The sequence below is a fragment of the Chryseobacterium sp. AC405b genome, from assembly GCF_979258685.1.
This window is the reverse complement of sequence record NZ_OZ409877.1, coordinates 3,324,899-3,351,660: the sequence shown is the minus strand read 5'-3', so window position 1 is coordinate 3,351,660 and position 26,762 is coordinate 3,324,899. Positions and strand designations below refer to the sequence as shown.

Genomic DNA, 26,762 nt, shown 5'->3' with positions numbered 1-26,762 from the left:
AAAGACAAAATTCACTTGTGAATTTTGCCTTTCTCTTTTAGATACCTTTATATTCCTTCCATTCCTTAAAGCGGTGGTCGATAACCTGTTCCATCATATCATAGTTTGCATAAGTGTCTTCAATATGATAAAAAGTTTCATATTCAAAATCGCTTTCTTCAGCTATACTGTCAAAAATATTGATATAATCTGTTGCGAATGAACTGTATTTATTACCAAAATCTGTTTCATCTGCATAATAATCTTTGGCAAAACTATTTCCCAAATCATTCAGATCATATTCAGAAAATTTTCCGTCTAAAGCGTCAATGACAAAGTCTGCACCGGTGATTTCACGTTTTTTTAAACTTTCGATTTCATTTTCGCAGTCATTTTTCAGTTCTTCAGAATGTAAATTGGTATTAATACACCAGTTGAGAAACATTCCGGTGTGGGTTGCGCTGTTTTTTTTCGGAAGTTCTTGGGGGAAATCTCCGCCATAATGCCACGAAGCATCATCATATTTAGTCATAATATTTATTATAGTGGTAGACATTGCCAATCAAAGGTATAAAAAATCATTTTCTTTTGTACACTACAGAGATTTTCACGTCATTTGTATTGAATTTTTATTCAAAATTAAACGTATGCAAAACGCAGTTCTTGTCACCATTGGCGACGAAATTCTTTCAGGAAATACCATAGACACCAATTCAAATTTTATTGCCACCGAACTCAAAAATATCGGAATTAAGGTTGTACAGATTTTCACGATCTCAGATGAAATCGAAATTATTAAAAATACTTTGAAATCTGCCTTCGAAATTGGAAATATAGTCATTACCACAGGAGGTTTGGGACCAACAAGAGATGATAAAACCAAAAAAGCTTTAGCCGAATATTTTAATGATGAAATTGCTCTGGATGAAGCTACTTTTGAACATCTTAAAGCTTATATGCAAAGACGAGGACGCATAGAAATTTTAGAAAGAAACCGTGAACAAGCTTTTGTACCAACAAAATCAACTGTTTTTCAGAACCATTACGGTACCGCACCGTGTATGATGATGGAGCAGGACGGAAAATTGTCTTTCAGTTTACCAGGCGTTCCTTATGAAGTAAAACCTTTGATTAAAAATCAAATCATTCCTTATTTAAAAGATAAATTTAATCTCAATTATATTTCTACAAGAATTGTTTCCGTGGTGGGAATTCCCGAAAGTATTCTGGCTGACCAAATTGAAGATTGGGAACTCGCTTTGCCGGAAAATCTCGCTTTGTCTTATCTTCCGGTAGGAACAAGAGTGAAGTTGAGACTTACTGCAACAGGTACAGATGATCAAGTTTTGCAGATTCAGCTGGAAAATGAGATTCAAAAGTTATTTCCCATCATTGGTGAAAATATTATCGCCACCACAGAAGATAAAATTGAAAAAATATTAGGTGAAATTTTAATCGAAAAAGGATTAACAATTTCTACTGCAGAAAGCTGTACAGGAGGAGGATTGTCTCAATTGTTGACCTCAAATCCGGGAAGTTCAAAATATTTTGTCGGCGGAATTATCCCCTACGAAACTCAGAAGAAAATTGATATTCTGAATGTATCTGAAAATACAATAAAAACATTTACGGTTGTAAGCGAGGAGGTTTCAGGAGAAATGGCAGAAGGTTGCCAGAATTTATTTAACACCGATATTTCTTTATCCACAACAGGAGTTGCAGGTCCCGGAAAAGGGGAGGATGGCAAAGATGTAGGTTTGGTTTATTACACGATAAAAGTGAATAATGAATCTGAAACGTTCAAACTGCATCTTCCTCATTTAGAAAGAAAAGATTTTATTTATTTTGTTTCGCAGAAAATTATTCAGGATTTGGTCGGGATTTTAATTCGTAAATAAAAAGTTCAGCATACAATTAATACTATATTCTTTCGTGGTGAAAATTCTATCAAAACTCTATTCGTAAAATAAATTAACTTTAGCGTAACAATTTTTAAATTAATTATACTTATTGTATAAATAGTTATAATGAAGTCGCCATATTTTCTACTGAAGAAAAAGAGTGAAGATTAGGCGATTGAATGTAATCTTTAAAAAAATAAAAAGTTTCTATATGAAAAAATTAACCCTTTCTTTGTTTTTATTAGCTGGAGTTTGTTCACAAAATACCTTAAGTGCACAGACAAAATCAACAAAAATAGCTACTGCAACAGATCTAGGTTTAGACATCAGCCTGATGGATAAATCGGTTCGTCCACAAGATGATTTCTATAATTATGTGAGCGGAACCTGGATGAAAACCGCTAAAATACCTTCTGACAAACCAACTTGGGGAAGTTTCAACAAATTGGCAGATGATACAGACAACAATTCGATGACGATTTTAAATTCTCTTCTGAAAGATAAATTTGCAGACGGAAGTGAAGGAAAAAAAATCCAGGATTTGTATGCGACGTATATGAATATGGAGAAAAGAAATGCAGACGGTATCAAACCTATTCAGGCAAACATCAATAAAATCGATGCGATCAAAAATCTTACAGATTTACAGAATTATTTAGCTTCTGTTACTAAAGACGGCGACAATACATTTTACAGTTGGGGAGTTTACTCAGATTTGAAAGATTCTAATATGAATGCAGTTTATCTTGGTGACGCTGCATTGGGAATGGGGAGAGATTACTACCAAAAAGTAGATGTAAAAAATACAGAGGCTCTTGCAGAATACCAAAAGTATATTGCTTCTATGTTGAAAGAATTAGGGTACAAAAATGCAGACGCAGCTGCAAAAGGAGTGTTAGATTACGAGAGAAGCATTGCTAAGAATTTACTTACTAATGAGCAAAGTCGTGATAACACACTTCAGTATAATCCGAAAACAATCGCTGAGCTGAAGACATTGGTGAAAAACGTAGATCTTCCGGCTTATCTTAAAAAAGCTGGAGTAAATACAGACAGAGTGATTATCGGTGAGCTGGGTTACTACAAAAATTTCGATCAGTTGGTGAATGAAAAAAATCTTCCGGTAATTAAAGATTATCTGAAATTTCACATGATCAACGGTGGAGCTTCATATTTAAGCGAAAAATTAGGAGATACAAAATTTGCTTTTTATGGTAAATATTTGAGAGGTCAGCAGGAGCAGAGAGCTTTAAACAAAAGAGGGTATGAGTTGATCAACGGTTCTTTGGGTGAAGCTTTCGGTAAATTATATGTTGAAAAATATTTCCCGGCAGAAGCAAAAGCTCAAATGGTTGAATTGATTGATTACTTAAAGAAAAGTTTCGCAGTTCATATCAACGGATTGACGTGGATGTCTTCAACAACGAAAGAAAAAGCGATGACCAAGCTGAATAAATTTACAGTAAAAGTTGCTTATCCGGACACTTGGAAAGATTATTCTAAATTAAATATCACACCGGAATCTAAAGGTGGGAATCTATACTCAAATCTTCAGAATATTGCAGAATGGCAGTACAATAAAGATTTGGCAAAAATCGGAAAACCGGTTGATAAAACAGAATGGGGAATGACTCCGCAGACTGTCAATGCATATTACAATCCGGTATACAACGAGATCGTTTTCCCTGCTGCGATTCTTCAGCCTCCTTTCTTTAATCCTAAAGCTGATGCTGCGGTGAATTTTGGTGGAATTGGTGCAGTTATCGGTCATGAGATCAGCCACGGATTTGACGATTCTGGTGCTCAGTTTGATGCAGAAGGAAACTTGGTAGACTGGTGGACTCCTGAAGATAAAGCTAACTTTGAAAAAGCAACTAAAGCTCTTGCTGCTCAATATGATAAGTACGAACCTGTAAAAGGAACCTTCGTTAACGGTACTTTCACAAACGGTGAAAACATTGCAGATTTAGGCGGTGTAAATATTGCTTACGATGCATTGCAAATGTATTTAAAAGATAAAGGAAATCCCGGTGTTATCAGCGGTTACACACAAGATCAGAGATTCTTCTTAAGCTGGGCAACAGTTTGGAGAACTTTATCAAGTGAGAAATATATGGTAAACCAAGTGAAAACAGATCCTCACTCTCCTGGATATTTCAGAAGTTTTGGTCCGCTGACTAATGTTGATGCTTTCTACAAAGCTTTTGACGTAAAACCTGGTGACAAATTATACAAAAAACCGGAAGACAGAATTAAAATCTGGTAATCAGTAAAAAAATATCGAAACCGTTCAGAAATGAGCGGTTTTTTTTATTTAATAACCATAGATGCTGTAGATTTTTTGATAAAGATGATATAATCAAAATCTTGAGAAATATTTCCCGATTTGAAGTCATTTTTACTCTGCGCCGAACCTATCGTTCGATAATTAATTTTATTTAAAATAACCTTTCCAAGCTTGTTGTTTTCTTTCTTGATCGTTTTGAGGTCTAAAATGAATATTGGAATATTAAACGTGTTGAGCAGTTCTTCAAATGATTTATCAGGATTTTTTTTCAGATAAACGGGTTTTATTTTTTCATCATCCAGATCGAATACCGAATGAGAACCTTCATAAAAAAATGTTCCGCAGGCAACGTAATCATCATTAAATTTTTCCTTTAAAAATCTTCCTGTCTCATCTTCCGTTTTCTTTAAATGTTCATTGTGTGCCCATAATACAAAAGCCGAATCAGGGTATTTATTTTTGAGCCAGAAAATATTTTTGGCCATAAAAAGATTTCTGTCTGAGTAGGTTTTGTTAATATATTGGTCTAAAAGAGTTATATATTGTAGAAACCATAAATTATCTTCCGGATCAGAAATCGATGAAGAGAAATCTTTTATTTTATTTAAGTCTACTAAAACCTCATTTTTTATACGCTTCTTTTCTGAAATTTGATTAAGTTTTAATTGACTGAAATTGTAGATATTCTGGGTCAAACCCATTAAATTATGGGTTGGAATTTGATATTTGTCCATGAGTATTTTAAGCTGAACTACAGAGCCTGTGTAACTCATCATGTCAAATCCTGTGAACTGTATTTTTTGATTATTTCTATCGTTGTACCCCTTCATCCATTCTACCATACGCAGAATTTCATCTGTCTGATAAATCCACGATTTGATATTCATTAAATAGTCTTTTCCGGTTCTGTTTTCTTTGATTATGTACTCATTCATCAGGAAAGATTCCGGCATTGCTGCTTCAATTGAGAAAACTCCGCCATTATTTTTCTGTAAAATATATCGGGTAAGTTTATCTTTTATTTTAAAAATTTCGCTTGAACCATGCGATGCCTCACCCAATCCTACAATCCTGGAAGTAGAAAAAAATCGATTAAAAACTAATGAATCTTCCTTAAAACCTATTTCAGGTTCATAAGATTGTAAAGGATAAACGAATTTTTTCAAATAATCTTTTTCATCTTTACTAATCATTGAATTCTCGCTATAAGACTGTGAATAAGTATATTGGAAGGATAAAATGAAGATCAATAGAATTGATTTTGCTGGTACGGTGATATTCATCTTTGAAAAGGCTATAATTTTTAGTTACATATAAAAATAGCAATTATTATTGAGCAATATTAAATAATCACGAAAACTCATTTAACATAATTTCTTATATTTGATCAAACTGATTACAATTCAAAATTAATTCAATGAAAAAACTAAATATTGCAGCACTTGCATTCTCAGGTATTGTGTTTCTAAACTCTTGTGGAACAAGAAAAACTGTGGAGACTCCTAAAGTTGAAACAACTGTAACAACAACTGCCGAACCCGTGAAGGAAGAAATAAAAGAAGAAGGAATCAACCTTTCATATATGGACACCACTGTTCGTCCACAAGATGATTTCTTTAATTATGTCAACGGAAATTGGGTAAAAACCACTCAGATTCCGTCTGATAAAGCGAGTTGGGGGTCTTTCAATGCATTGAGAGAAAATGTAGATGATGCTTCTTTAAGTATTTTAAATAAGATTTTAACCGAAAAATATGCAGATGGTTCTGAAGGTCAGAAGATCCAGAATCTGTATGCTTCTTTTATGGATGTCAGTAAAAGAAATGCTGATGGTATAAAGCCGATAAAAGAAAGATCTGACAAAAATTGATGCAATCAAAAATGTAAACGATCTGCAAAAATATCTTTTGGAAGCCACAAAATTGGGCGACAATTCTTTCTACGGCTGGAGAGTTGGTGCCGATATGAAAAATTCTAATATGAACGCCGTTTATCTTGGCGGTCCGGATCTCGGTTTAGGAAGAGATTATTATCAGAAAGTGAACGAAGCAAACACCAAAACTTTATCGGAATACCAAAAATATGTTGCCCAATTGTTTGGAGTTTTAGGCTATAAAAATGCAGATAATTCAGCAAAGAATGTTGTTGATTTCGAAAAACAACTGGCAAATTACCTACTGACTTTAGAGCAAAACAGGGATGCCAATTTAAGATATAATCCTAAAAATGTTTCTGAATTATCCGGCTTGGTGAAAAATGTAAACCTTGCAAAATATCTTAAGGATGCAGGTGTAAATACAGATAAAGTGATTGTTGGTGAGCTGAAATATTACCAGAATATGGATCAGTTTATCAATCAGAAAAACCTTCCGTTGCTGAAAGATTACCTTAAATATCATGTAATAAATGGCAACGCTAGTAATTTGGGTGAAAGTTTAGACAATATCCGTTTCGATTTCTATTCTAAATATCTTCAGGGTCAAAAAGAACAACGTGCGATGGATAAACGAGGTTTGGCTTTAGTGAATGGTGTTTTGGGTGAAGCTTTCGGGAAATTGTATGTAGATGAATACTTCACACCTGAATCTAAACAGCAAATGGAAATGTATATCGGTTACCTGTTAAAATCATTCAAAAACCATATCAATGAAATAGACTGGATGTCTGCTGAAACCAAGGTGAAAGCTCAGGAAAAACTTTCTAAATTTACTGTGAAAATCGCTTACCCGGATCAGTGGAAAGATTATTCTAAGCTGAAAGTAGAAGCTCCGGCTCAGGGCGCAACCTTATACTCGAACTTACAGAATGTTTCTGCTTGGCAATATCAGAAAAGTCTTGAAAAAGTAGGAAAATCTGTCGATAAAACAGAGTGGGGAATGTCTCCTCAAACAGTGAATGCGTATTACAGTGGTTCAAACAACGAAATTGTTTTCCCTGCCGCAATTCTTCAGCCGCCTTTTTATAATCCAAAAGCGGATGCAGCTGTTAATTTTGGTGGTATTGGAGCGGTAATCGGTCATGAAATTTCTCACGGTTTCGACGACAGCGGTTCAAGATTTGACGGAGACGGAAATTTGAATAACTGGTGGACAGAGCAGGATCGTAAGAATTTTGACGCAAAAGTGGGTCAGTTAGCGGCGCAATACAATGCTTACGAACCCGTAAAAGGAAGTTTTATTAACGGTAAATTCACAAGTGGAGAAAATATTGGCGACTTAGGCGGAGTAGCTGTAGCTTACGATGCACTTCAAATGTACCTTAAAGACAAAGGAAATCCTGGATTAATCAGCGGATTTAATCAGGATCAGAGATTTTTTATGAGCTGGGCTACAGTGTGGAGAACCAAGTCTACGGATCAGTATATGATGAATCAGGTGAAAACGGATTCGCATTCACCGGGATATTTCAGAGCATTCGGACCTCTGATCAATCAGGATTCTTTCATAAAAGCTTTTGATATAAAACCTGGTGACAAGCTGTACAAGGCACCAAGTGAGAGAATTAAAATCTGGTAAAATATAACAAATCCTTAATATATAAAACGCATCAATAGATGCGTTTTTTTATTTATTTTCCATAGATTAGTCACAGTAAAAAATAGTAATCAGTATTTCATTATCTGTAATGATATTATTTTATTTGAATAAAAATCACTGCAAAATTTTGTATGTTACAGTTTTTTTATAAATTTAAACATTGGATTGGTCAATATTTTGCTAATCCAAACCAAAATCAACAATCACAAAAAAATAATAATATGGCAATGTTTAATTATGGCGTTGGCGGTAACGAAGTCAAGGTAGACGCCAATGAAGCTATTCAGGAAATCCAGGAAAATAAATCGCTCATCGTAAGCCAGCTTACCACCGACGAAACATATGTTCCCGAAATTGTTACAGGATTAAAAACCGTGGATGATGTTTTCAGGCATTTTCAGCCTTCTGTTGCTGTACAGCACGAAACAGAAGATGGCAATGTAGTAGAAGAAGAATTCCGTTTTCAGAATCTTGCAGACTTTACCCCCAAAACTCTTGTTCAGAAATCAGATTATCTTCAGCAGCTCAGCATGGAGCAGGAGCAGTACAATAAAATTGTACGTCAGCTGAAAACCAATAAAATTCTGCGTAATATGCTCGAAAATGAGCAGACAAGAGCTGCTTTTATTGAAGCTTTGAAGGATGTCGCACAAGAACTGGAAAAATAATTAAACACCTACACCAATATTATGGATAGCAAACTACAGGCTGCAGAAAGCCAACAACATAATCAACAGCAACAAAACGGTAAACCAAAAGGAAATCCCGTTGAAGAATTAAATAAAATCGGTGGTTTTGGCTTTATAGAATCTGTCGTAGACGGAATTGCCAACATGAACCCAACCAGAAAAGCGAGAAAAGAAATCTTCTTAAACGATGCTAATAAAACCGAAGAAAGAAAAGAATTGTTGCAGAAAATCAATCTTTGGGTTGAGCTTTTAAGCAGTAACGAATCTGCAGAAAAAATGGCAGATACGTGCAAAGCAAAAGCACAGTCAGCAGATCAGAATTTAAAAACAAATTTAAAAAATACACTTGATGCCGTTCGACAGCTGGAAACTTCTTACAGAACGGTTGCTCAATTTTACAAAAATACAGAATTAGATAAAGTAGATAACGTAAGCATCGTGAATGCTACCTTGGAACAGGTTTCAGATTTAGACAATCCTCTGTTTATCGATGCTGTTGCAGAAGAGTTTAAACAATATTATGACCGTTTAGATTTGAGAGATAATTACTCAATCCTTGCGATTCCGGGATATTTGGGATCCAATAAAGTAATTGAAAAGTGGGCGAAAATCTGTAATGAAAACAAAGTGATGATGGTCACCGATTTTGCCAATCTTGATAAACCGGATGATGTAGTAGATTTATTTCACTCGGCAAATCTCACAGGCGGCGAATTGCACAGAAGTAATGTCATCATGACATGTAACTGGTTAGTTGGTCGTGGCAAAGCTGAAGAAGTGGGTGAAGAGGAAAACGTGGAACTTCCGCCTTCAACTTCATTAGCAGGTAAAATTCATAAGACTTTAATGTCTCAGGTTGCAGCAGGTAAAAAACACGGTAATATCAATGAAGTTGACGCAGTGAAATTCGAATTGAAGAAAAGCGAAATTTCTCAGTTAGAAAAAATGGGTCTGGTTCCGATGGTAAATGAATATGGAAAAATCATGGCATTCTCTGCAAAAACTTTATTTACAGGAGATAATATTGGTCTTCAGACATATTCTGTTGTTCGCGTTTTCGATTATGTAACCAAAGTTTTATTAGATTTCCTAAACAGAAGAGCCTTCGAAAACTGGAATGCAAAAAATGAAGACGATTTAAGAAAACAGATTGTGACATTCTTAGATGGTATTAAAGGTGCAGATAAATTGATTGAGAAATTTAAAATCGTTCGTTTCGAACAGGATAAAGTAAATAAAGACAGAGTTTGGTTAGACATTCGTTTAACGCCTTACTTCCCGACAAAAAGTTTTGTAATTAAACTGGATGGTCACAAAGGTGATGACGGTAACGAATGGGATGCTGAATACATTCAGGATTAATCATTTTAAAATTATATCAGAAACCGATGTTGTAAAGCATCGGTTTTTTTATTTTAAAATCATTTAAAAACAGCTCCGTAGGAGCGGAAAGTTTGTAAAAACTTAGTAACAAAATAAACTGAGCTCCGTAGGAGCGATACTTTACAGATACTTTTAATTTCAATTGCAATTTCATTTTCACTATTTAAAATAATCAAAACACGCCAAATAATAAATTATCTTTGTGAAAGTAAAATAAGACGGCTTTTTGGAAAATAAAAACAAAACATCAGACTTTCTTCATATCGGAACTAAACTTTTGAAGTGGTATGATAAAAATGCAAGAGATTTACCTTTCAGAAATACAAAAGACCCCTACAAAATCTGGATTTGTGAGATTGTTTTCCAACAGACAAGAATTGCTCAGGGTTTAAATCACTACAATAATTTCATCAAAAGATTTCCTGATGTCCAGACTTTGGCTAATGCTGAAGAAAATGAGGTTTTATTATATTGGAAAGGATTAGGATATTATTCGAGAGCAATTAATATTCACAAAGCTGCACAACAAATCATTCATGATTACCACGGAGTTTTCCCTTCTGATTACGAAGAAATTTTAAAGCTGAAAGGTGTTGGTAAATATACAGCTGCAGCGGTTTCAAGCATTTGTTTTAATGGAAAAATGCCTGCAGTGGATGGTAATTTCTACAGAGTTTTAAGCAGAATTTTTGCAGATGATTTTGATGTTTCAAATTCCAGAGCTTTCAGTTATTTTTCACAATTGGCACATTTGATTATGCCGGAAAATGTGGGAGATTTTAATCAGGCAATGATGGATTTAGGTTCGGAAATCTGTAAACCAAGAAATCCTTTGTGTGGAGAGTGTCCGCTGAATGATGACTGTTTGGCTTTTTCATTAAATAAAATTTCAGAATTTCCTGTTAAAACTAAAAAAGTAAAAGCGACTGATTTAGGATTAAAATACTATTTCGTTCATAGAAACGGAGAGTTTTTAATTCAACAGAGAAAAGATGATTTCATCTGGAAAAAACTGTTTGAATTTCCACTTGAGATTTCTGATGAATTAATCCCTTTTATTAAGAGTGCCAAAACCGTTCATCATAAATTGACTCACAAGAACCTGAGCATAGAAATTTTTAATGTTGAGGTTGATTCAGAAGAGATATGGGAAAATTTTACTGTAGAAAATAACTATATGATCACCAATGTTGAACGTTCTCACGAAAGGTCTTTTCCGAAACCTTTAGAAAATTATATTCAAAGTTATCAGACAGCCTACAGAATTCTTTAAGGATAAACTGTTCATTTGCTAAATGATACATCAGACGTTAAATAAAAACTTTACAGAAAAACTAAGCTAAGATTCAAAACTCATTGAAATGCTGAAATTTGTGCCCTAAAATCTAAAATGTAATTTGTATTTTTGCAAAATGATTAGAAAAGTCATTTTTATTTTTGCTTCACTGCTTTTATTTTCTTGTGAGAAAGAGACTCAGCCAAAACCTTACGGTGATTTGAGATTAGAATATCCCACACCGAAATATCAGAAATTTGATAAAAACTGTTCATATACCTTTGAATACTCAGATTTTGCCAGAGTTATTGATGCAAAAAAGCCTTGTTGGTACTACATGACGTACCCGAAAATGAAAGCCAAAGTTTTTTTAACCTATTTTCCGGTAAACGGCGATTTTGCAGATCATGTGAGAGAATCTGAAAAAATGGTGTACGAACACACCATAAAAGCGAGTTCTATTGATGCCAAATCTTTTCAGTATCCCGAAAGAAAAGTTTACGGAAATTTTTATGAACTGAAAGGTCAGACAGCATCTAATCTTCAGTTTTACGCTACAGACAGTACAAAACATTTTGTAACTGCCTATTTATATTTCGATACAAGACCAAAACCAGATTCTCTTGCACCGGCAGTTGATTACATTAAAAAAGATTTAATGCATTTGCTGGATACTTTTGAATGGAAAAATTAATACTTGGAAATACATTGATCATAATCTCTTATCAGCAAGATTTAAATAAAATATAAAATACATATGACATTGATACAATAGCATATGACCTTAAAAAAAATATAAAATACATATGAAACTTTTAGTTGTAGGAAGTGTTGCATTCGACGCAATAGAAACGCCTTTTGGCAAAACAGATAAAATTTTAGGAGGAGCTGCCACGTATATCGGGATTACTGCATCAGTGATGGGAGTAAAATCCGGGATTGTTTCTGTGGTGGGAGGAGATTTCCCGCAGGAGCATCTTGATATGTTTACAAAAAGAGATATCAACATTGAAGGGTTGGAAATTGTAAAAGAAGGAAAAACATTTTTCTGGTCCGGAAAATATCATAATGATTTAAATACAAGAGATACGTTAGCAACAGAAGTTAATGTTCTTGAAAATTTCGACCCGAAGATTCCTGAATCTATGCAGGATGCCGAGATTTTACTTTTAGGAAATCTTCATCCTGGCGTTCAGTTATCAGTTTTGGAAAAAATGAATCAGCGTCCGAAATTGGTTATTTTGGATACCATGAATTTCTGGATGGATTCTGCGATGGATATTCTTAAAGATATGATTGCAAAAACTGATGTCATCAGCATCAATGATGAAGAAGCCAGACAGCTTTCAGGAGAATACTCTTTGGTAAAAGCAGCGAAGAAGATTCACACTATGGGACCAAAGTTTGTTATCATCAAAAAAGGTGAGCATGGTGCAATACTTTTCCATGATGGTAAAATATTTGCAATTCCGGCGCTTCCGCTAGAAGAGGTTTTTGATCCGACTGGTGCAGGAGATACTTTTGCAGGTGGTTTTGCAGCATATTTAGCTAAAAAAGGTAAGTTTGATTTTGAAACCATGAAGTCTGCATTGATCGTAGGTTCTGCGATGGCATCATTCACTGTAGAGAAATTCGGAACCGAGAGACTTGAGGAAATTACAGAAGCAGATATGTTGGCAAGATTAGATCAATTCAAAGAATTGACGACTTTTAATATCGAACTGTAGATAATCAGGCTTTTTAAGAAATATTTATAATAAAAAATTGAGTGTAATTCGTTAAGAATTATAAATTTGCAACTCGTTTAAAATAGTACAATGATAAATAAATTAAAAATTGCTTTTCTTTTTGGGATTTTCACTTTGTTGTTTTCAACAAAAGCGAATGCTCAGCTAAGGCCGGGTCAATTAATCGACGGCATTGCGGCAGTGATAGGCAATGAAATTGTTCTGGAATCTGATGTTGAAGAACAGATGAATTATGCTAAGCAGCAAGGAGCCGGAACAACAGACAAATGTGAGTTCCTGGAAAATCTGATCAACAACAAATTTCTTGTTTTTGAAGCTAAAAAAGATACGCTTATTGAGAACCGTTCTGCGGCAATTAAAGATCAGGCAAATGCAAAATACAACCAGTTGCTTTCTCAGTTTCCCGATGAGAAGTCGATGTTGACGGCTTATAAATTCAGAACCGGATATGAGATGAAGAATGCGATCGAGAAGATCGATACAGATACCTATTACGGTCAGGCAAAATATCAGAGAATTACAGAAAAAGCTGACGTTACACCCAATGAAGTAACAGATTTTTATAACTTGTACAAATCTCAGCTACCTGAAATTAAAGATGAGGTATCTCTTTCTCAAATCGTAATGAATCCGAAATTGACAGAAGCTCACAAAGATGAGTTGATCAATAAATTAAAGAAAATCAAACAGGATATTGTTGGCGGAGAAAGCTTTGAAAGCCAGGCAAGAATTTATTCTGAAGATCCGGGTTCTGCTCCTAATGGTGGTTTGATGAAAAATGTATTCAAAGGTCAGATGGTAAAACCGTTTGAAGCAGCAGCTTTAAATCTTCAGGAAGGAGAAATTTCTGAACCTATTGAGTCTGAATTTGGATATCACATCATTCAGTTGGTGAAAAAATCAGGGAAAGCTTATGATGCAAGACACATTCTTCTGATGGCAACACCAACCACTGAAGAAATTGCAACCGCAAAAAAGAAGTTAGACAGCATCAGAGGTTTAATTACAGCTGAAAAAATAACTTTCAAAGATGCTTCTTTCAAATTCTCTGATGATAAAAGAACAAAATTCAATGCAGGAGTTATTCCTGGTGGTGACGGTTCAAATAAAATTGAAAGAGAAAGTGTTCCGGGAACAATCAGTTATGAATTGGCTGGTTTAAATAAAGGAGATATTACGGCTGCTTTTGAGGATGAAGATGACAGAAAAAGAAAAGTGGTAAAGATTGTGAAAATCGAAGATGTAATTCCTGCACACCAGATTACTTTAGAAACGGATTACGACAGAATCAAACAAATGGCGCTGCGAAAAAAACAGGCAGAGATGGTTGAGAAATTTGTAAATTCAAAACTTTCAACAACCTTTATATCCATCGATGGTCGTTATGACGATTGTGCTTTCAAAGGAAACTGGAAAAAAGAATCCATCAAAAAATAAAATCAAAACCTTCAGACTAATCTGGAGGTTTTTTTTGCAAAAATGTTTTTGAATATCTCATAGAATCTGTGTTTTTAGTATTTTTACAGCATGAGCAATTTTATAGATTTCAATTCAGCAAAAAAACTTCACGAGATCCAGGAAAGCAGAAATAGAATTACAGAACTATTTAATATTCAGTATCCCATCATTCAGGGCGGGATGATCTGGCATTCCGGATGGAAATTGGCTTCTGCTGTTTCAAACTGTGGCGGATTGGGATTAATTGGTTCTGCGAGCATGTATCCCGATATTCTGCGCGAAAACATTCAGAAATGTAAGAAGGCTACCGACAAACCTTTTGGGGTCAATATCGCTTTATTATATCCCAATTTAGAAGAAATCATCAATATTATTTTAGAAGAAAAAGTGAAAATTGTTTTCACATCTGCCGGAAGTCCGAAAACCTATACAGAAACCTTGCAAAAAGAAGGATTGAAAGTTGCTCACGTAGTGTCATCTACCAAATTTGCCATGAAGTGTGAAGACGCAGGAGTTGACGCCATTGTTGCTGAAGGATTTGAGGCAGGCGGTCACAACGGAAGAGATGAAACCACAACCTTCTGTCTGATTCCCAATGTGAAAAAACATATCTCTACACCTTTAATTGCTGCTGGAGGTATTGCATTAGGTTCACAGATGAAAGCTGCCATGATTTTGGGTGCAGACGGAGTGCAGATCGGAAGTCGTTTTGCCGCAACCGTTGAAGCAAGCTCTCACGAAAACTGGAAGAAAAAAATTACCGAACTGAATGAAGGTGATACGCATCTGACTTTAAAAGAACTTGCTCCTGTAAGAATGGTTAAAAATAAATTTTTCAATGATCTGGAAGCTATCTATAATGTTGGCAGAAATTCTGAATCTTTGGTCGCAGCTTTAGGAAGAGCCAGAGCCAAACAGGGAATGTTTGAAGGCGATATGGAAGAAGGCGAACTGGAAATTGGTCAGGTCTCAGCTTTAATTGATGAAATTCTTCCTGTGGAAATGGTTTTTTCGAATCTCTTAAAAGAGTTTGAAGAAGCTAAAATGCCCAAATTTTAATATATCAAATGAGCAAATTTGAAAAATTCCCCTCCTCTGCAGGGGTGGATAAATTTTCAAAGAAAATTTAGACGGGTGGTTCTTATTTTCAAAAGATTAAAAAATTATCAGTAGGAGCGGACTTTAGTCCGCTTTTATTAGTTTAAGGTTAATCGGCTTTAGCCAAAGTTTATAGTTGCCCGATTTCAGATTCTATATTTCTCCTCGCCTGAACTTCATATTTAGATCTGAAATATTCAGTTTTAAAAATACTTTCAAGTTCCAAAAAATGGTGTAAAACTTTCTTCCTTCCTGGTTTATAAAGAAAATCAGGATAAACAGCATATTCTTTTCTGATTTTTTTGGTGTAATCTAAATAAGTTTCAGGTTCTTTCCCCAAAACCGACAAATCAGCATCTAATAAATAATTGATATCATTATTTTCAGACTTCTGATGTGATTTTGTCGCTAAAATCTGTTCCGAAACTTCTTCAATATCCACTTTGCTTAAACCTAATTTTTCTATTTTTTGGTTGGCAAATTCGGCACTTTTCTCTTCATTAAATTTTGAAGTTGCATCATAAATTACATCATGATAGAACACTGAGAACGAAATATTGTTAAAGTTTACAATTTTATCTTTCACCAATTCCAGTTCAGAAAACATATTTTCCAGATGGTTCAGGTTGTGATAATGTCTCCCTTTTTCAGAATATTTTCTCTCAATTTCACTCCACAGAATTTCAATAAGAGAGTTATCCTGATTCAGCTGAAAAAATAGCTGAAAGAATCTTTCTTTTAAATTCATATGGTAGATATAAAAAAAGGAACTTAAAAAGTTCCCTGATTTGCTCCTAAATGCGCTTTCAACTCGGCCCATCCGCCGCCATTGTAACCATTTTTTAAACCTTCAGATTCAAGAAAATCCAAAGCTTTTCCGCTTCTGTTTCCACTTCTGCAGAATAAAACAACTGGCTTGTCGATTGACAAAATCTCTTCTTTTCTGTCTTCTACTTCACCCAAAGGGATATTCTGAGCACCTTCTATATTTCCGTCCATTTCCAGTTCCATGGGTTCGCGAACGTCGATTAATTGATAATTTCCTGATTTTAAAACTTCTGCTAATGACATAATCTAAATTATTTAGTGTTAAATGATAAAGTAAGGGAATCTTTTTACATCCTCAAACCTCAACAAATTTATAAAATAATCTTAGTTTTGCAATGCAAAATCATGAATACTGCTGCCGAAAAACATTCTCAATTGATAAAAGCCAAAGCTAAAAGTTTTGGTTTTCAAAATTGTGGAATTTCAAAGGCTGATTTTTTGGAAGAAGATGCCCGCAGTTTAGAAAAATGGCTGAATAATAACTACCATGGCGAAATGAAATACATGGAAAATCATTTCGATAAAAGGCTTGATCCGAGGCGTTTGGTAGAAGGCTCAAAATCTGTGATTTCATTGTCCTACAATTACTTTCCTGAAGAGAAAATTTCAACATTTGAAAATTTTAAAATTTCAAAATATGCTTACGCAGAAGATTATCATGAGGTGATAAAAGACATTCTTCGTGATATGGTTTCTGAATTGCAGAAGGAAATCGGCGATTTTGGTTTTCGCGTTTTTGTAGATTCTGCACCAATTTTAGAGCGAAGTTGGGCAAAGAAATCAGGAATAGGATGGGTAGGAAAAAATGCCAATTTAATCACCAAACAAAGCGGTTCGTTTTATTTTCTGGCCGAAATTATTTGTGATCTGGATTTAGTTGCGGATCACGAGACGACAGATCATTGCGGAAGCTGCACAAAATGTATCGACGCTTGTCCTACAGATGCCATTGTTTCGGATAAAATAGTGGACGGAAGCAAATGTATTTCTTATGCAACTATTGAATTGAAAGATCAGATTCCGTATTATTTTAAAGATAAAATGGAAGACTGGATTTTTGGCTGCGATATTTGTCAGGATGTTTGTCCGTGGAATCGTTTTTCTGTACCGAATCTTCAGGCTAAATTTAAACCGAATGAAGCATTAAAAAATTTCAAAAAAACAGAATGGAAAGAATTGACTCAGGAAATATTCTCAGAAATTTTCAGAAAATCTCCGGTCAAACGAACAAAATTTGCGGGTCTAAAAAGAAATATTGATTTTTTGAACCAATCTTCAGAGAAATTGAAGTGAGGTGTAAAGGAGAAAATATCTGTTCGGAAATTGTGCTTTCCAAAAATAAAGTGGGTTTTTTATCATTCCTTAAAATATTAATTTTAAAGAAAAAAATTTTTAAATGGTAAAAATTAAAAAAAGCCTTTTCTACAAAAGAAAAAATGACTTTCAAAAAGATAAGGTCTTTAAGAAAATCAACGTTTTTTCTGAGTTCTTTTAGGAGCTGTTTTTACTCTTACTTTTAATCTTTTTTGAGATTTCGTGTTTTTGTGCATATTTGTGAGTGTTTGATGACTAAATTTACTGATATTTCGGAATAAAACAAATACTTTTACGAAAAATTAAAAATTAAATTCTGTTAATATAAATCTTAAAGATGAGCGCAAAAATTATACTGATTTTTATCCTGAAAACTATCGGAATCCTTGTAGGAATAGTAGTAGTGTATGCTCTTTTAGGGTTTTTACTTCCGTTTATTCAGGTTTCAGCAAAAGATGATGGCGAAAAAAAGGAAATTCCCATTTACATTTATACAAACGGAGTGCATACCGACATTGTGATGCCTGTGAAAAACGATCTTCATGACTGGAGTTCCACAATCCCTTTTGCGAATACGAAGTCAAAAAGAACTGATTACAATTATATAGGAATCGGGTGGGGTGATAAAGGTTTTTATCTTGATACGCCAACCTGGGCAGATCTTAAATTTTCTACTGCTGTGAAAGCGGCGTTTTGGATGAGCGAATCTGCGATGCATACTTCATTTTACAAAACTATGACAGAGGCTTCTGACTGCAAAAAAATTATGATCAGCAAAAAACAATATCAGGATTTGGTGAAATTTATTGATGCTAAATTTGATAAAGATACCAATGGGAATTATCTACTGATTCCTACCAAAGCTGTTTACGGCGATAATGATGCATTTTATGATGCACAGGGAAGCTATAGTTTCCTGAATACTTGCAATACCTGGGCAAACGATGCCCTGAAGTCTGCCGGACAAAAAGCAGCATGGTGGACACCTACCGACTACGGAATTTTCTTGCATTATCAGTAAGATGAAGTTATTTTACTTACTATTTTCAGTTCTTATTTTTTCGTCTTGTAAAAACGAGTCGAAGATTTCTTTTGATACCATTCTTTCTGAAAACGAAAATACTGTTGAAGAACAAAAGCCTCATTTAGATGTAATCAAAACAAAAAAGAAAGCACAGGAAGCGCTGGAGTTTTGCCAAAGTAAAAAAATGAATACCGATTTCTGTATTTTGATAGATATGAGTCTCCATTCCGGAATCAATCGTTTTGTGGTATGGGATTTTAAGGAAAATAAAATTTCAAAAAAATATCTCGTAGGCCACGGCTGCGGAAGCAATTCCTGGAGTCGGGATGAATCGAAAGAAAGTCCCACATTCAGCAATGAAGACGGAAGTCATCTTTCAGCTTTAGGGAAATATAAATTGGGCGAAAGAGGCAGGAGCGATTGGGGAATCAACGTAAAATATCTGATGCACGGTCTGGAAGAAACAAACAACAATGCTTTAAAAAGATTTATCGTTTTTCATTCCTGGGAAAAGATGAATGATGAAGAAGTATATCCGAAAGGTTCTCCGGAAGGATGGGGTTGTCCTACCATTTCCAATAATGCGATGAGAGAGATTGATCCGATGATTGATCAATCTCAGAAACCAGTCCTGATGTGGATTTACAGATAAATCTCCCTCAATATTTTTGTAAATGTATTAAAGTTAATGATGATCATTTTTCAAAGCTTAAATCAATAATTTTCAACACACATTAAAACGACTTGAATAGGACGAAATAAATAAAACTGTCTTATCGTCAATTTCAGTTCTTGCTTTAAGATATTTTTCTAATTGTGTCTACACTTAAATTTTTTATAGTTGTATTAAAATTGTGATGATGAAGTTTCAATTGCAAATGCTGTGTTAATTTAATTAATTTACTTGAACGAGTTTAATCATTGATATATTAAATTTTTTGGAGACATCAATCAATTCTATAGATTTTTACGGATGCTCAGCCTGAGTTAAAATCTCATTTTTATGTAAATGGATTTATAAATTATAAAATTCTAATCGGGAACTAAGAAAGATGCTGTAGTCAATGAGATAATATGTACAATTGACAGATGTTTTAATTAAACAATTACAATCGTTAAATTTTAAGTAAAGGTCGCAATTCTGCATTTAATATGATAATATATACATTTATTTCATAACGCATATCTAAAGGAGAGAAAGAAAAGATAAAAAAATGTTATGACTATAATCATGCATTTATTACCTCTTAATAATCAAAGAAAATTCAATATTAGATTATGTTTTCATGATTAATGACAGGTTTTGGTGAAAATATGTTCGAATTTTTTAGTTTTTTTGCACTGAAATTTCAAGTTTGTTGACTTATTGACAATAAATATAGTTACGATCCAGCAGTATCGTTATCATATTCCTGAAATTAACAAAAATTAACTTAATAAGTGTGTGATTAACATTTAATACGTTTAATATAAGATAATTGAGTCGTTGTTATCATTTAAATCATGATAAGCTTATCATCATATAAATACATTTCTTATCATTAAAAGTAGCTATGTAACCGTTTGATATTTAATATATAATGTAATTTTATTTTTTTTTATGGATTGAATTTTTATATTTGTCATGTTACGTAAATGTTAATTTAATCAATGGCTCCAGAATTTATACATACATATGTTTCAGTAGACTGCGTTGTTTTCGGATTCGATTCTGATAACAAATTAAATATATTGCTGGTACAACGTCGTTCTGACGATTCACCTTCTGAATTGCAGAAAAAACTTCCCGGAAGTTTAATTTTCAGTGATGAAGATGTTGATGATGCGGCAAGCCGTGTCTTACATGAACTTACAGGGATCAAAAAAATGATTTTGAAGCAATTTAAATGTTATGCCGACCCCAAGCGTGCAAGCAGTCAAAACGATATTAAATGGATGGACAAAGAATACCACCATAAAATTGATAGAATCATTACTGTGGCTTACCTGTCACTTTGTAAGATTGATCATAAAATCAACAGTTCAAAGTATAGCAATGTTGATTGGCATCCTATCGGCAAAATACCGTCATTACCATTTGATCACAATGTTATTATACAAGAATCGCTCGTGGAAATCAGAAGATGGATTGACCTCGATTTTAAAATTATTTTTGAACTGTTACCTAAAAAATTTACGATAAGACAATTCTATCAGCTCTATTGTGCTTTGAGTGAAAAGAATATTGATATAAAAAACTTTCATAAAAAAGTTCAGTCATTTAACTTCATTATACCACTGGATCAAATTGAAGAGAACGTTTCGCACCGTGCAGCAAGATTTTACAAATTTGACAGAAAAGCTTACAAAAAAAATAATTCAAAATTAATTAAATAAATAATTTTCATTAGTATGTATTTATTAGGATACGATATCGGTAGTTCTTCTGTAAAAGTTTGTCTCGTTGAGGCATCCAGTGGAAAGGTAGTGGCTTCTGATTTTTCGCCAAAGAAAGAAATGAAGATTATTGCTCTTCAGGCCGGATGGGCAGAACAAAACCCGGCAGACTGGTGGACCAATTTGAGGCTTGCACACGAGTCTGTGATGCATCAGGCAGGAATAAATGCTGAAGATATCAAAGGTATTGGGATTACATGGCAAATGCACGGATTGATATTGGTGGATAAAGATCAAAATCTTTTAAGACCGTCAATTATCTGGTGCGACAGCCGTGCTGTGGAATATGGCGAAAGAGCATTCAAGCAGATTGGTGCTGAAAAATGTCTTTCCCATCTGTTAAATTCTCCGGGAAATTTTACGGCTTCTAAACTTGCATGGGTGAAGGAAAATGAACCTGAGATATTTGAGAAAATCGATAAAATAATGTTGCCGGGAGACTATATTGCAATGAAACTGTCGGGAGAGATCGGGATAACGATTGAAGGGCTTTCTGAAGGAATTTTTTGGGATTTTAAAAATAACTGCATTTCTAAAGATGTCACTGAGCATTTTGGTATTTCTGAAAGCTTTTTCCCTGATATTGTTCCTACTTTTGGTATTCAGTCCACTGTTTCTGCAGCAGCTGCCGCGGAATTAGGTTTAAAAGAAGGAACCCCAATATCGTATAGAGCAGGAGACCAACCTAATAATGCTTTGTCTTTAAATGTTTTTAATCCTGGAGAAATTGCTTCTACAGCAGGAACTTCGGGCGTAGTTTATGGAGTACTGGATCACTTGGACTACGATAAACTATCCAGGGTGAATACTTTTGCACACGTTAATCACTCCGAAGAGCAAATGAGATTAGGAGTTTTACTTTGCATTAATGGAACAGGTATTTTAAACTCTTGGCTGAAACATAATTTTGCAACGTCACTTTCTTCTTATGGAGATATGAATGAGCTTGCCTCACTTTCACCAATCGGATCAAAAGGTTTAAGCATTATTCCGTTCGGTAACGGTGCAGAAAGAGTTTTGGAAAATAAAGATACAAGATGTTCAATTCACGGGATCAATTTCAATATACATTCCAAAGGAGATGTTCTGAGAGCAGCACAGGAAGCGATCGTTTTTTCTTACGAATACGGCATGAATATTATGAGAGGGATCGGGATGAATATCAATGTAATTCGTGCTGGTAACGCCAATATGTTTTTAAGTTCAATTTTCAGGCAGTCCCTTGCCAGCGTGAGCAATGCGGTAATCGAGCTTTATGACACTGATGGTGCAGTAGGTGCAGCAAGAGCTGCTGGAATGGGAATAGGTTTTTATTCAGATTCATCAGAAGCATTTGCATCACTTGAAAAAATAGCAGTCATAGAACCTGAACATGAAAAACGCGATCAGTATTTAGAGGCTTATTCCGGGTGGCAAGACCATCTTCAGGCGATTATTTAATCAAAAAAAATATTAAAAGTACACAGACTTACTGCATAGAAATTATCAGTGAGCAGGAAATTCCCACATCTAAACGAAAATTTCAATTAATAAAATCAAACATATATGAACGTTTTAAACTCAACAAAACAATTTTTTTCAGGAATAGATCAGATTAAATTTGAAGGTAAGGAAAGCCGAAATCCTTTGGCATTCAGATATTACGATGCAGATAAAATAATCATGGGCAAGCCGATGAAAGAATGGATGAGATTTGCAATGGCATGGTGGCATACCCTGTGTGCAGATGGAAGTGATCCATTTGGCGAACCTACTATCCACCATCCATGGTCAAAATCAACAGATGCAGTTTCCAGAGCAAAATATAAAATGGATGCAGGATTCGAATTTATGCAAAAAATGGGCTTTGGTTACTATTGTTTTCATGATATTGACCTGGTTGATCCCGCCGATAACTGGAGAGATTATGAAAAGAACTTACAGACAGTAGTTGATTATGCTAAAGAAAAACAAAGTGAAACAGGTATTAAGCTTTTATGGGGAACTGCAAATGTATTTACTCACGAAAGATATATGAACGGAGCTTCTACCAACCCGAATTTTAATGTGGTAGCATGTGCAGGAACTCAAGTGAAAAATTCAATTGATGCTACTATCGCATTAGGAGGAGAAAATTATGTATTCTGGGGAGGAAGAGAAGGTTATATGAGTTTGCTGAATACCGATATGAAACGTGAAAAAGAACATCTTGCCCGTTTCCTTACAATGTCGCGTGATTATGCAAGACAGCAGGGTTTTAACGGTACTTTTTTAATTGAACCGAAACCGATGGAACCTACGAAACATCAGTATGACTACGATGCGGAAACCGTAATAGGATTTTTAAAAAATTACGGATTAGACAAAGATTTCAAATTGAACCTTGAAGTGAATCATGCAACTTTGGCAGGTCATACTTTTGAGCACGAATTGCAGGTTGCTGTTGATGCCGGAATGCTCGGAAGTATTGATGCAAACAGAGGTGACAATCAGAATGGGTGGGATACTGATCAGTTTCCTGTAGATTATTTTGATCTTGCACAGGCGTGGCTGGTTATTCTTGAAGGCGGTGGCTTAGGTTCCGGAGGGGTAAATTTCGATGCGAAAATCCGTCGTAATTCAATAGATGCCGATGATTTGTTTATTGCACATGTTTCAGGAATGGATGCATTTGCAAAAGGATTATCTGTGGCTGCCGACATTCTTGAAAATTCAGATTACAAGAAACTGAGAACAGAAAGATATTCGTCTTTTGACAGCGGAAATGGTAAAGCTTTCGAAAATGGTGCTCTTACTTTGGAAGATTTAAGAAAGATTGCCTACGAGACCGGTGAACCTCAGCCGAAAAGCGGTAAACAGGAATTGTTTGAAGCTTTAGTAAATATGTATATCTAAAAAGCGGAAATTTAATTTTTTGTTACCCTAATATAAAAACAATATAATAATTATGAACCTATTTTATTTAAGTAAAAGCAATAAGGCAGCACTTTTCTTTGCGATGACCTTATTACCTTCAAGCTTGGTTTATTCTCAGACTGATAAAGATACCATTCCTACAGAAAAAAAAATTGAGGAGGTAATCGTAATCGGGTACGGAACTCAGAAAAAAGAAGCGGTGACAGGTTCTGTATCTTCTCTAAGTGGAAATGCTTTAAAGGAAGTTCCGTCTGCAAATATAACAGATGCAATACAAGGCCGTCTTCCAGGGGTTGATATCGGTAGAACCTCAACCAAACCGGGTGCCGTGCAACAGATTCGAATCAGAGGAGAACGTTCACTTACAGGCTCCAATGATCCTCTAATCGTATTAGACGGAATTCCATTTATAGGATCGTTAGCAGATATAAGTCCCTCAGATATTAAAAGTCTTGATGTGCTAAAAGATGCCTCAGCCACAGCAATTTATGGATCTCGTGGAGCGAATGGGGTAATTCTCGTGACTACAAACAGAGGAGGTAAAGGTCAAAGGCCTAGATTTACCTACAACGGTTACACAGGATATCAAAGTATATTTTCAAAATATCCCGTGATGGATGGGCCGAAGTTAGCAAAACTGAGAGCAGATGCAAATATGGTTGTTAATGGTTCGGACGAGTTAAATACTAATAATACAGACTGGCAAGATCAGTTTTATGGTTTGGGTCTTATGATGAATCATGATGTTGCTGTAAGTGGTGGTACAGACAAAGGTGGTTACAACTTCGGCGTATCGTATTTCCAGCAAAACGGAGTAGTGCCATTACAGAGTTATAAAAGGCTTTCAATCAGAGGAGCTTTGGATCAGGAGGTTAATAACTGGCTAAAAGTGGGTTTCTCTACAAATTCAAATTTTTCAATTAATGACTTTAACAGTGTGAGTGGAGCTCCAACATTGGGATATTCACCATTAACCACACCATATCTTGCCGACGGATCACCGAGACTGAGAACTGTATTTGCAAATCTTGATCAGACGGCATTACAGACGAGATCAATCTTAGAAAATTTGGGAGACGCTTATGCAGATCGTACCAACGCATTCAGTTCCTACAATAATATGTATGGAGAAATTAAAATACCAAGTGTTGAAGGCTTAAAATATAGATTAAATGTCGGTCTTACCTATAGAAATTCTAACAGCGGATATTATTTGGGTACTGGTGCTTTAAATTATAATGCTTCAACGCAATCTTCTGCAAGTATTGGAAATTCTTTGACGACACAATGGGTACTTGAAAATCTAATCACATATGACAGAACTTTTGGTAAGCACAAGATTAACGCAACAGGTCTCTATTCCACCGAGCAGACAAGATTCAATAGTTCTTCAATAGCAGCACGTGATGTGCCGATCGATGCTTTTCAGTATTTCAACTTAGGGCAGGCTCAGGGCGAGATAACTATAAACCCAGCTAACCAGGGATATTACAGAAGAGGCCTTATGTCGTTTATGGGAAGAGCAATGTATCAGTTTGATAACCGTTACATGTTAACAGCCACACTAAGATCGGACGGGTCTTCAGTTTTAGCAAAAGGATATCAGTGGTATACCTATCCTGCAGTTTCAGTAGGATGGAATGTAGCTAATGAAAGTTTTCTTCGCGATTCAAAATTTATTAATGTTTTAAAGTTGAGAGCGGGTTACGGAAAGACCTCTAATCAGGCAATTGCTCCTTACACAACTTTTGGAAGGTTGAGTACAACACCTTATAATTTTGGAAGTGGAAATGCCATAGGAAATTTTGTAAGCGAAGCTCCAAACGCATCATTAGGATGGGAATTTTCAAAAACATACAATTACGGTGTTGATTTCACAATATTTAACAGAAGAATAAGTGGTACTGTAGAATACTATATTACCGATACTGAAAGATTGTTGTTAGGCAAAGGTCTTCCTGCATCCAGTGGTCTGGGATTGGTGACAGAAAATGTGGGCGCTTCACAGAATAAAGGTGTTGAAGTTTCTCTTAATGCTACTATTTTTAACAATCCAGACGGTTTCAGCTGGGAAGTTGGGGGTAATTTAGCTGCAAACAGAAATAAAATTACTGCACTTGCTTCAGGACAGGACAGAAATGTAGCTAACTTGTGGTTTGTAGGATATAATATTAATGCAATCTATGATTATCAATATATAGGATTATGGCAGCAAGGTGATCCTTACTTAAATATTCTTGAGCCTCAGACAGGTGCTGCACCTGGGATGATTAAAGTTCTTTACACAGGAGGCTATAATGCCGACGGTACACCTTCAAGACCAATTGGCGAGGCTGACAGACAAATTATCAATACAAATCCAGATTTTATTGGTGGTTTTAATACCAGACTTGCGTATAAAGGGTTGGATTTGAGTGTTGTAGGTGCATTTCAAAAAGGTGGGGTGTTAGTCAGCACAATTTATGGCTCATCAGGTTATCTTAACAGATTGACCGGAAGAGGAAATAACGTAGACGTTGATTACTGGTCTCCCGAAAATACCGATGTAAGAAACCCGAAACCGGGTGGATTAATGAGCGGAGACAACCCGAAATATGGATCTACGCTTGCTCTGTTTGATGGTTCATTTGTTAAAATCAGAACAATAACATTGGGTTATAATTTTGATAAAAATGCAATTGATGATTTGGGGGTAAGTAATCTGCGATTGTATGTTACAGTTCAGAATCCATTTGTATTTGGTTCTCCATATTACAGATATTCTGGAATGGATCCTGAGCCGAATTCAAGAGGAAATGAAAATCAGGCTGTGAATTCTTACAAAGCAAATCAGTTGGTTATAGGGACAAATAACCCTTCTACCAGAAATTATATGATTGGATTAAATTTAACTTTTTAAAATCAGAAACT

Annotated in this window: 21 protein-coding genes and 1 pseudogene; 17 read left to right on the top strand and 5 right to left on the bottom strand. The window is 35.0% G+C overall.

The window, feature by feature from the left end; genetic code table 11:
• Positions 1–37: 37 nt before the first annotated feature.
• On the bottom strand, positions 38–511 hold the full coding sequence (locus ACZZZA_RS15895) for a DUF7832 domain-containing protein (RefSeq protein WP_463433415.1): 474 nt from the start codon (positions 509–511) through the stop codon (positions 38–40).
• A 115-nt stretch (positions 512–626) separates the two neighbouring features.
• Here ACZZZA_RS15895 and ACZZZA_RS15890 point away from each other — a divergent pair, with 115 nt between their 5' ends.
• Together ACZZZA_RS15890 and ACZZZA_RS15885 are read left to right on the top strand one after the other, a co-directional pair.
• Entirely contained in the window at positions 627–1,877 is a 1,251-nt protein-coding gene (locus ACZZZA_RS15890; RefSeq protein WP_463433413.1) for a CinA family nicotinamide mononucleotide deamidase-related protein, read from the top strand.
• A 214-nt stretch (positions 1,878–2,091) separates the two neighbouring features.
• Entirely contained in the window at positions 2,092–4,146 is a 2,055-nt protein-coding gene (locus tag ACZZZA_RS15885) for a M13 family metallopeptidase (protein ID WP_463433411.1), read from the top strand.
• Positions 4,147–4,190: 44 nt separating this feature from the next.
• On the opposite strand, the gene ACZZZA_RS15880 is transcribed toward ACZZZA_RS15885, so the two are convergent.
• A complete protein-coding gene (locus ACZZZA_RS15880; protein WP_463433409.1) occupies positions 4,191–5,360 on the bottom strand; it encodes an erythromycin esterase family protein in 1,170 nt (389 codons plus the stop codon).
• A 224-nt stretch (positions 5,361–5,584) separates the two neighbouring features.
• Here ACZZZA_RS15880 and ACZZZA_RS15875 point away from each other — a divergent pair.
• From ACZZZA_RS15875 to ACZZZA_RS15865, 3 genes and pseudogenes are all read left to right on the top strand, one after another.
• Positions 5,585–7,682, top strand: a pseudogene (locus tag ACZZZA_RS15875) (M13 family metallopeptidase).
• Positions 7,683–7,834: 152 nt separating this feature from the next.
• On the top strand, positions 7,835–8,371 hold the full coding sequence (locus ACZZZA_RS15870) for a type VI secretion system contractile sheath small subunit (protein WP_463433407.1): 537 nt from the start codon (positions 7,835–7,837) through the stop codon (positions 8,369–8,371).
• Between the two features lie 21 nt (positions 8,372–8,392).
• Positions 8,393–9,754: a DUF5458 family protein gene (locus ACZZZA_RS15865; RefSeq protein WP_463433405.1), complete on the top strand. Its 1,362-nt coding sequence runs from the start codon at positions 8,393–8,395 to the stop codon at positions 9,752–9,754.
• 16 nt (positions 9,755–9,770) lie between these two features.
• Here ACZZZA_RS15865 and ACZZZA_RS15860 read toward each other — a convergent pair whose 3' ends face one another.
• A complete protein-coding gene (locus ACZZZA_RS15860) occupies positions 9,771–9,929 on the bottom strand; it encodes a hypothetical protein (protein WP_463433403.1) in 159 nt (52 codons plus the stop codon).
• A 72-nt stretch (positions 9,930–10,001) separates the two neighbouring features.
• On the opposite strand from ACZZZA_RS15860, the gene mutY reads away from it, so the two are divergent.
• The 5 genes from mutY to ACZZZA_RS15835 all read left to right on the top strand — a co-directional run bounded on the left by mutY (position 10,002) and on the right by ACZZZA_RS15835 (position 15,316).
• Positions 10,002–11,048 (top strand): A/G-specific adenine glycosylase, encoded by a 1,047-nt coding sequence (gene mutY / locus ACZZZA_RS15855; RefSeq protein ID WP_463433401.1) that lies wholly within the window; start codon positions 10,002–10,004, stop codon positions 11,046–11,048.
• A 139-nt stretch (positions 11,049–11,187) separates the two neighbouring features.
• Positions 11,188–11,745 (top strand): gliding motility lipoprotein GldD, encoded by a 558-nt coding sequence (gene gldD / locus ACZZZA_RS15850; RefSeq protein WP_463433399.1) that lies wholly within the window; start codon positions 11,188–11,190, stop codon positions 11,743–11,745.
• Positions 11,746–11,857: 112 nt separating this feature from the next.
• A complete protein-coding gene (locus tag ACZZZA_RS15845) occupies positions 11,858–12,778 on the top strand; it encodes a PfkB family carbohydrate kinase (protein ID WP_463433397.1) in 921 nt (306 codons plus the stop codon).
• 90 nt (positions 12,779–12,868) lie between these two features.
• Entirely contained in the window at positions 12,869–14,236 is a 1,368-nt protein-coding gene (locus ACZZZA_RS15840; protein ID WP_463433395.1) for a peptidylprolyl isomerase, read from the top strand.
• 90 nt (positions 14,237–14,326) lie between these two features.
• Positions 14,327–15,316 carry an NAD(P)H-dependent flavin oxidoreductase gene (locus ACZZZA_RS15835; protein ID WP_463433393.1) on the top strand — a complete coding sequence of 330 codons (990 nt, stop codon included), beginning with the start codon at positions 14,327–14,329 and terminating at the stop codon, positions 15,314–15,316.
• Between the two features lie 169 nt (positions 15,317–15,485).
• Here the strand turns inward: ACZZZA_RS15835 and ACZZZA_RS15830 are convergent, their stop codons facing one another.
• Positions 15,486–16,103 carry an HD domain-containing protein gene (locus tag ACZZZA_RS15830; protein ID WP_463433391.1) on the bottom strand — a complete coding sequence of 206 codons (618 nt, stop codon included), beginning with the start codon at positions 16,101–16,103 and terminating at the stop codon, positions 15,486–15,488.
• A 23-nt stretch (positions 16,104–16,126) separates the two neighbouring features.
• Entirely contained in the window at positions 16,127–16,426 is a 300-nt protein-coding gene (locus tag ACZZZA_RS15825) for a rhodanese-like domain-containing protein (RefSeq protein WP_463433389.1), read from the bottom strand.
• Between the two features lie 102 nt (positions 16,427–16,528).
• Here ACZZZA_RS15825 and queG point away from each other — a divergent pair, with 102 nt between their 5' ends.
• The 7 genes from queG (at position 16,529) to ACZZZA_RS15790 (ending at position 26,751) form a co-directional block, all read left to right on the top strand.
• Positions 16,529–17,476, top strand: coding sequence for a tRNA epoxyqueuosine(34) reductase QueG (gene queG, locus ACZZZA_RS15820; protein ID WP_463433387.1), 948 nt, complete (start codon positions 16,529–16,531; stop codon positions 17,474–17,476).
• A 358-nt stretch (positions 17,477–17,834) separates the two neighbouring features.
• On the top strand, positions 17,835–18,518 hold the full coding sequence (locus tag ACZZZA_RS15815; protein ID WP_463433385.1) for a TIGR02117 family protein: 684 nt from the start codon (positions 17,835–17,837) through the stop codon (positions 18,516–18,518).
• 1 nt (position 18,519) lies between these two features.
• Entirely contained in the window at positions 18,520–19,173 is a 654-nt protein-coding gene (locus ACZZZA_RS15810) for a murein L,D-transpeptidase catalytic domain-containing protein (RefSeq protein WP_463433383.1), read from the top strand.
• 998 nt (positions 19,174–20,171) lie between these two features.
• On the top strand, positions 20,172–20,897 hold the full coding sequence (locus ACZZZA_RS15805) for an NrtR DNA-binding winged helix domain-containing protein (protein ID WP_463433381.1): 726 nt from the start codon (positions 20,172–20,174) through the stop codon (positions 20,895–20,897).
• Between the two features lie 15 nt (positions 20,898–20,912).
• Complete coding sequence (locus ACZZZA_RS15800; protein ID WP_463433379.1) at positions 20,913–22,397, top strand: xylulokinase; 1,485 nt, start codon at positions 20,913–20,915, stop codon at positions 22,395–22,397.
• Between the two features lie 105 nt (positions 22,398–22,502).
• Complete coding sequence (xylA, locus tag ACZZZA_RS15795) at positions 22,503–23,831, top strand: xylose isomerase (protein ID WP_463433377.1); 1,329 nt, start codon at positions 22,503–22,505, stop codon at positions 23,829–23,831.
• Between the two features lie 52 nt (positions 23,832–23,883).
• Complete coding sequence (locus ACZZZA_RS15790; RefSeq protein ID WP_463433375.1) at positions 23,884–26,751, top strand: SusC/RagA family TonB-linked outer membrane protein; 2,868 nt, start codon at positions 23,884–23,886, stop codon at positions 26,749–26,751.
• The last annotated feature ends 11 nt before the right edge of the window (positions 26,752–26,762 follow it).

What these genes read in the sequence shown, in the direction of transcription:
- ACZZZA_RS15895 (WP_463433415.1), bottom strand. Translation starts at nt 511, where the DNA reads ATGACTAAATATGATGATGCTTCGTGGCATTATGGCGGAGATTTCCCC.
- ACZZZA_RS15890 (WP_463433413.1), top strand. Translation starts at nt 627, where the DNA reads ATGCAAAACGCAGTTCTTGTCACCATTGGCGACGAAATTCTTTCAGGA.
- ACZZZA_RS15885 (WP_463433411.1), top strand. Translation starts at nt 2,092, where the DNA reads ATGAAAAAATTAACCCTTTCTTTGTTTTTATTAGCTGGAGTTTGTTCA.
- ACZZZA_RS15880 (WP_463433409.1), bottom strand. Translation starts at nt 5,360, where the DNA reads ATGATTAGTAAAGATGAAAAAGATTATTTGAAAAAATTCGTTTATCCT.
- ACZZZA_RS15870 (WP_463433407.1), top strand. Translation starts at nt 7,835, where the DNA reads ATGTTACAGTTTTTTTATAAATTTAAACATTGGATTGGTCAATATTTT.
- ACZZZA_RS15865 (WP_463433405.1), top strand. Translation starts at nt 8,393, where the DNA reads ATGGATAGCAAACTACAGGCTGCAGAAAGCCAACAACATAATCAACAG.
- ACZZZA_RS15860 (WP_463433403.1), bottom strand. Translation starts at nt 9,929, where the DNA reads ATGAAATTGCAATTGAAATTAAAAGTATCTGTAAAGTATCGCTCCTAC.
- gldD (WP_463433399.1), top strand. Translation starts at nt 11,188, where the DNA reads ATGATTAGAAAAGTCATTTTTATTTTTGCTTCACTGCTTTTATTTTCT.
- ACZZZA_RS15845 (WP_463433397.1), top strand. Translation starts at nt 11,858, where the DNA reads ATGAAACTTTTAGTTGTAGGAAGTGTTGCATTCGACGCAATAGAAACG.
- ACZZZA_RS15840 (WP_463433395.1), top strand. Translation starts at nt 12,869, where the DNA reads ATGATAAATAAATTAAAAATTGCTTTTCTTTTTGGGATTTTCACTTTG.
- ACZZZA_RS15835 (WP_463433393.1), top strand. Translation starts at nt 14,327, where the DNA reads ATGAGCAATTTTATAGATTTCAATTCAGCAAAAAAACTTCACGAGATC.
- ACZZZA_RS15830 (WP_463433391.1), bottom strand. Translation starts at nt 16,103, where the DNA reads ATGAATTTAAAAGAAAGATTCTTTCAGCTATTTTTTCAGCTGAATCAG.
- ACZZZA_RS15825 (WP_463433389.1), bottom strand. Translation starts at nt 16,426, where the DNA reads ATGTCATTAGCAGAAGTTTTAAAATCAGGAAATTATCAATTAATCGAC.
- queG (WP_463433387.1), top strand. Translation starts at nt 16,529, where the DNA reads ATGAATACTGCTGCCGAAAAACATTCTCAATTGATAAAAGCCAAAGCT.
- ACZZZA_RS15815 (WP_463433385.1), top strand. Translation starts at nt 17,835, where the DNA reads ATGAGCGCAAAAATTATACTGATTTTTATCCTGAAAACTATCGGAATC.
- ACZZZA_RS15810 (WP_463433383.1), top strand. Translation starts at nt 18,520, where the DNA reads ATGAAGTTATTTTACTTACTATTTTCAGTTCTTATTTTTTCGTCTTGT.
- ACZZZA_RS15805 (WP_463433381.1), top strand. Translation starts at nt 20,172, where the DNA reads ATGGCTCCAGAATTTATACATACATATGTTTCAGTAGACTGCGTTGTT.
- ACZZZA_RS15800 (WP_463433379.1), top strand. Translation starts at nt 20,913, where the DNA reads ATGTATTTATTAGGATACGATATCGGTAGTTCTTCTGTAAAAGTTTGT.
- xylA (WP_463433377.1), top strand. Translation starts at nt 22,503, where the DNA reads ATGAACGTTTTAAACTCAACAAAACAATTTTTTTCAGGAATAGATCAG.
- ACZZZA_RS15790 (WP_463433375.1), top strand. Translation starts at nt 23,884, where the DNA reads ATGAACCTATTTTATTTAAGTAAAAGCAATAAGGCAGCACTTTTCTTT.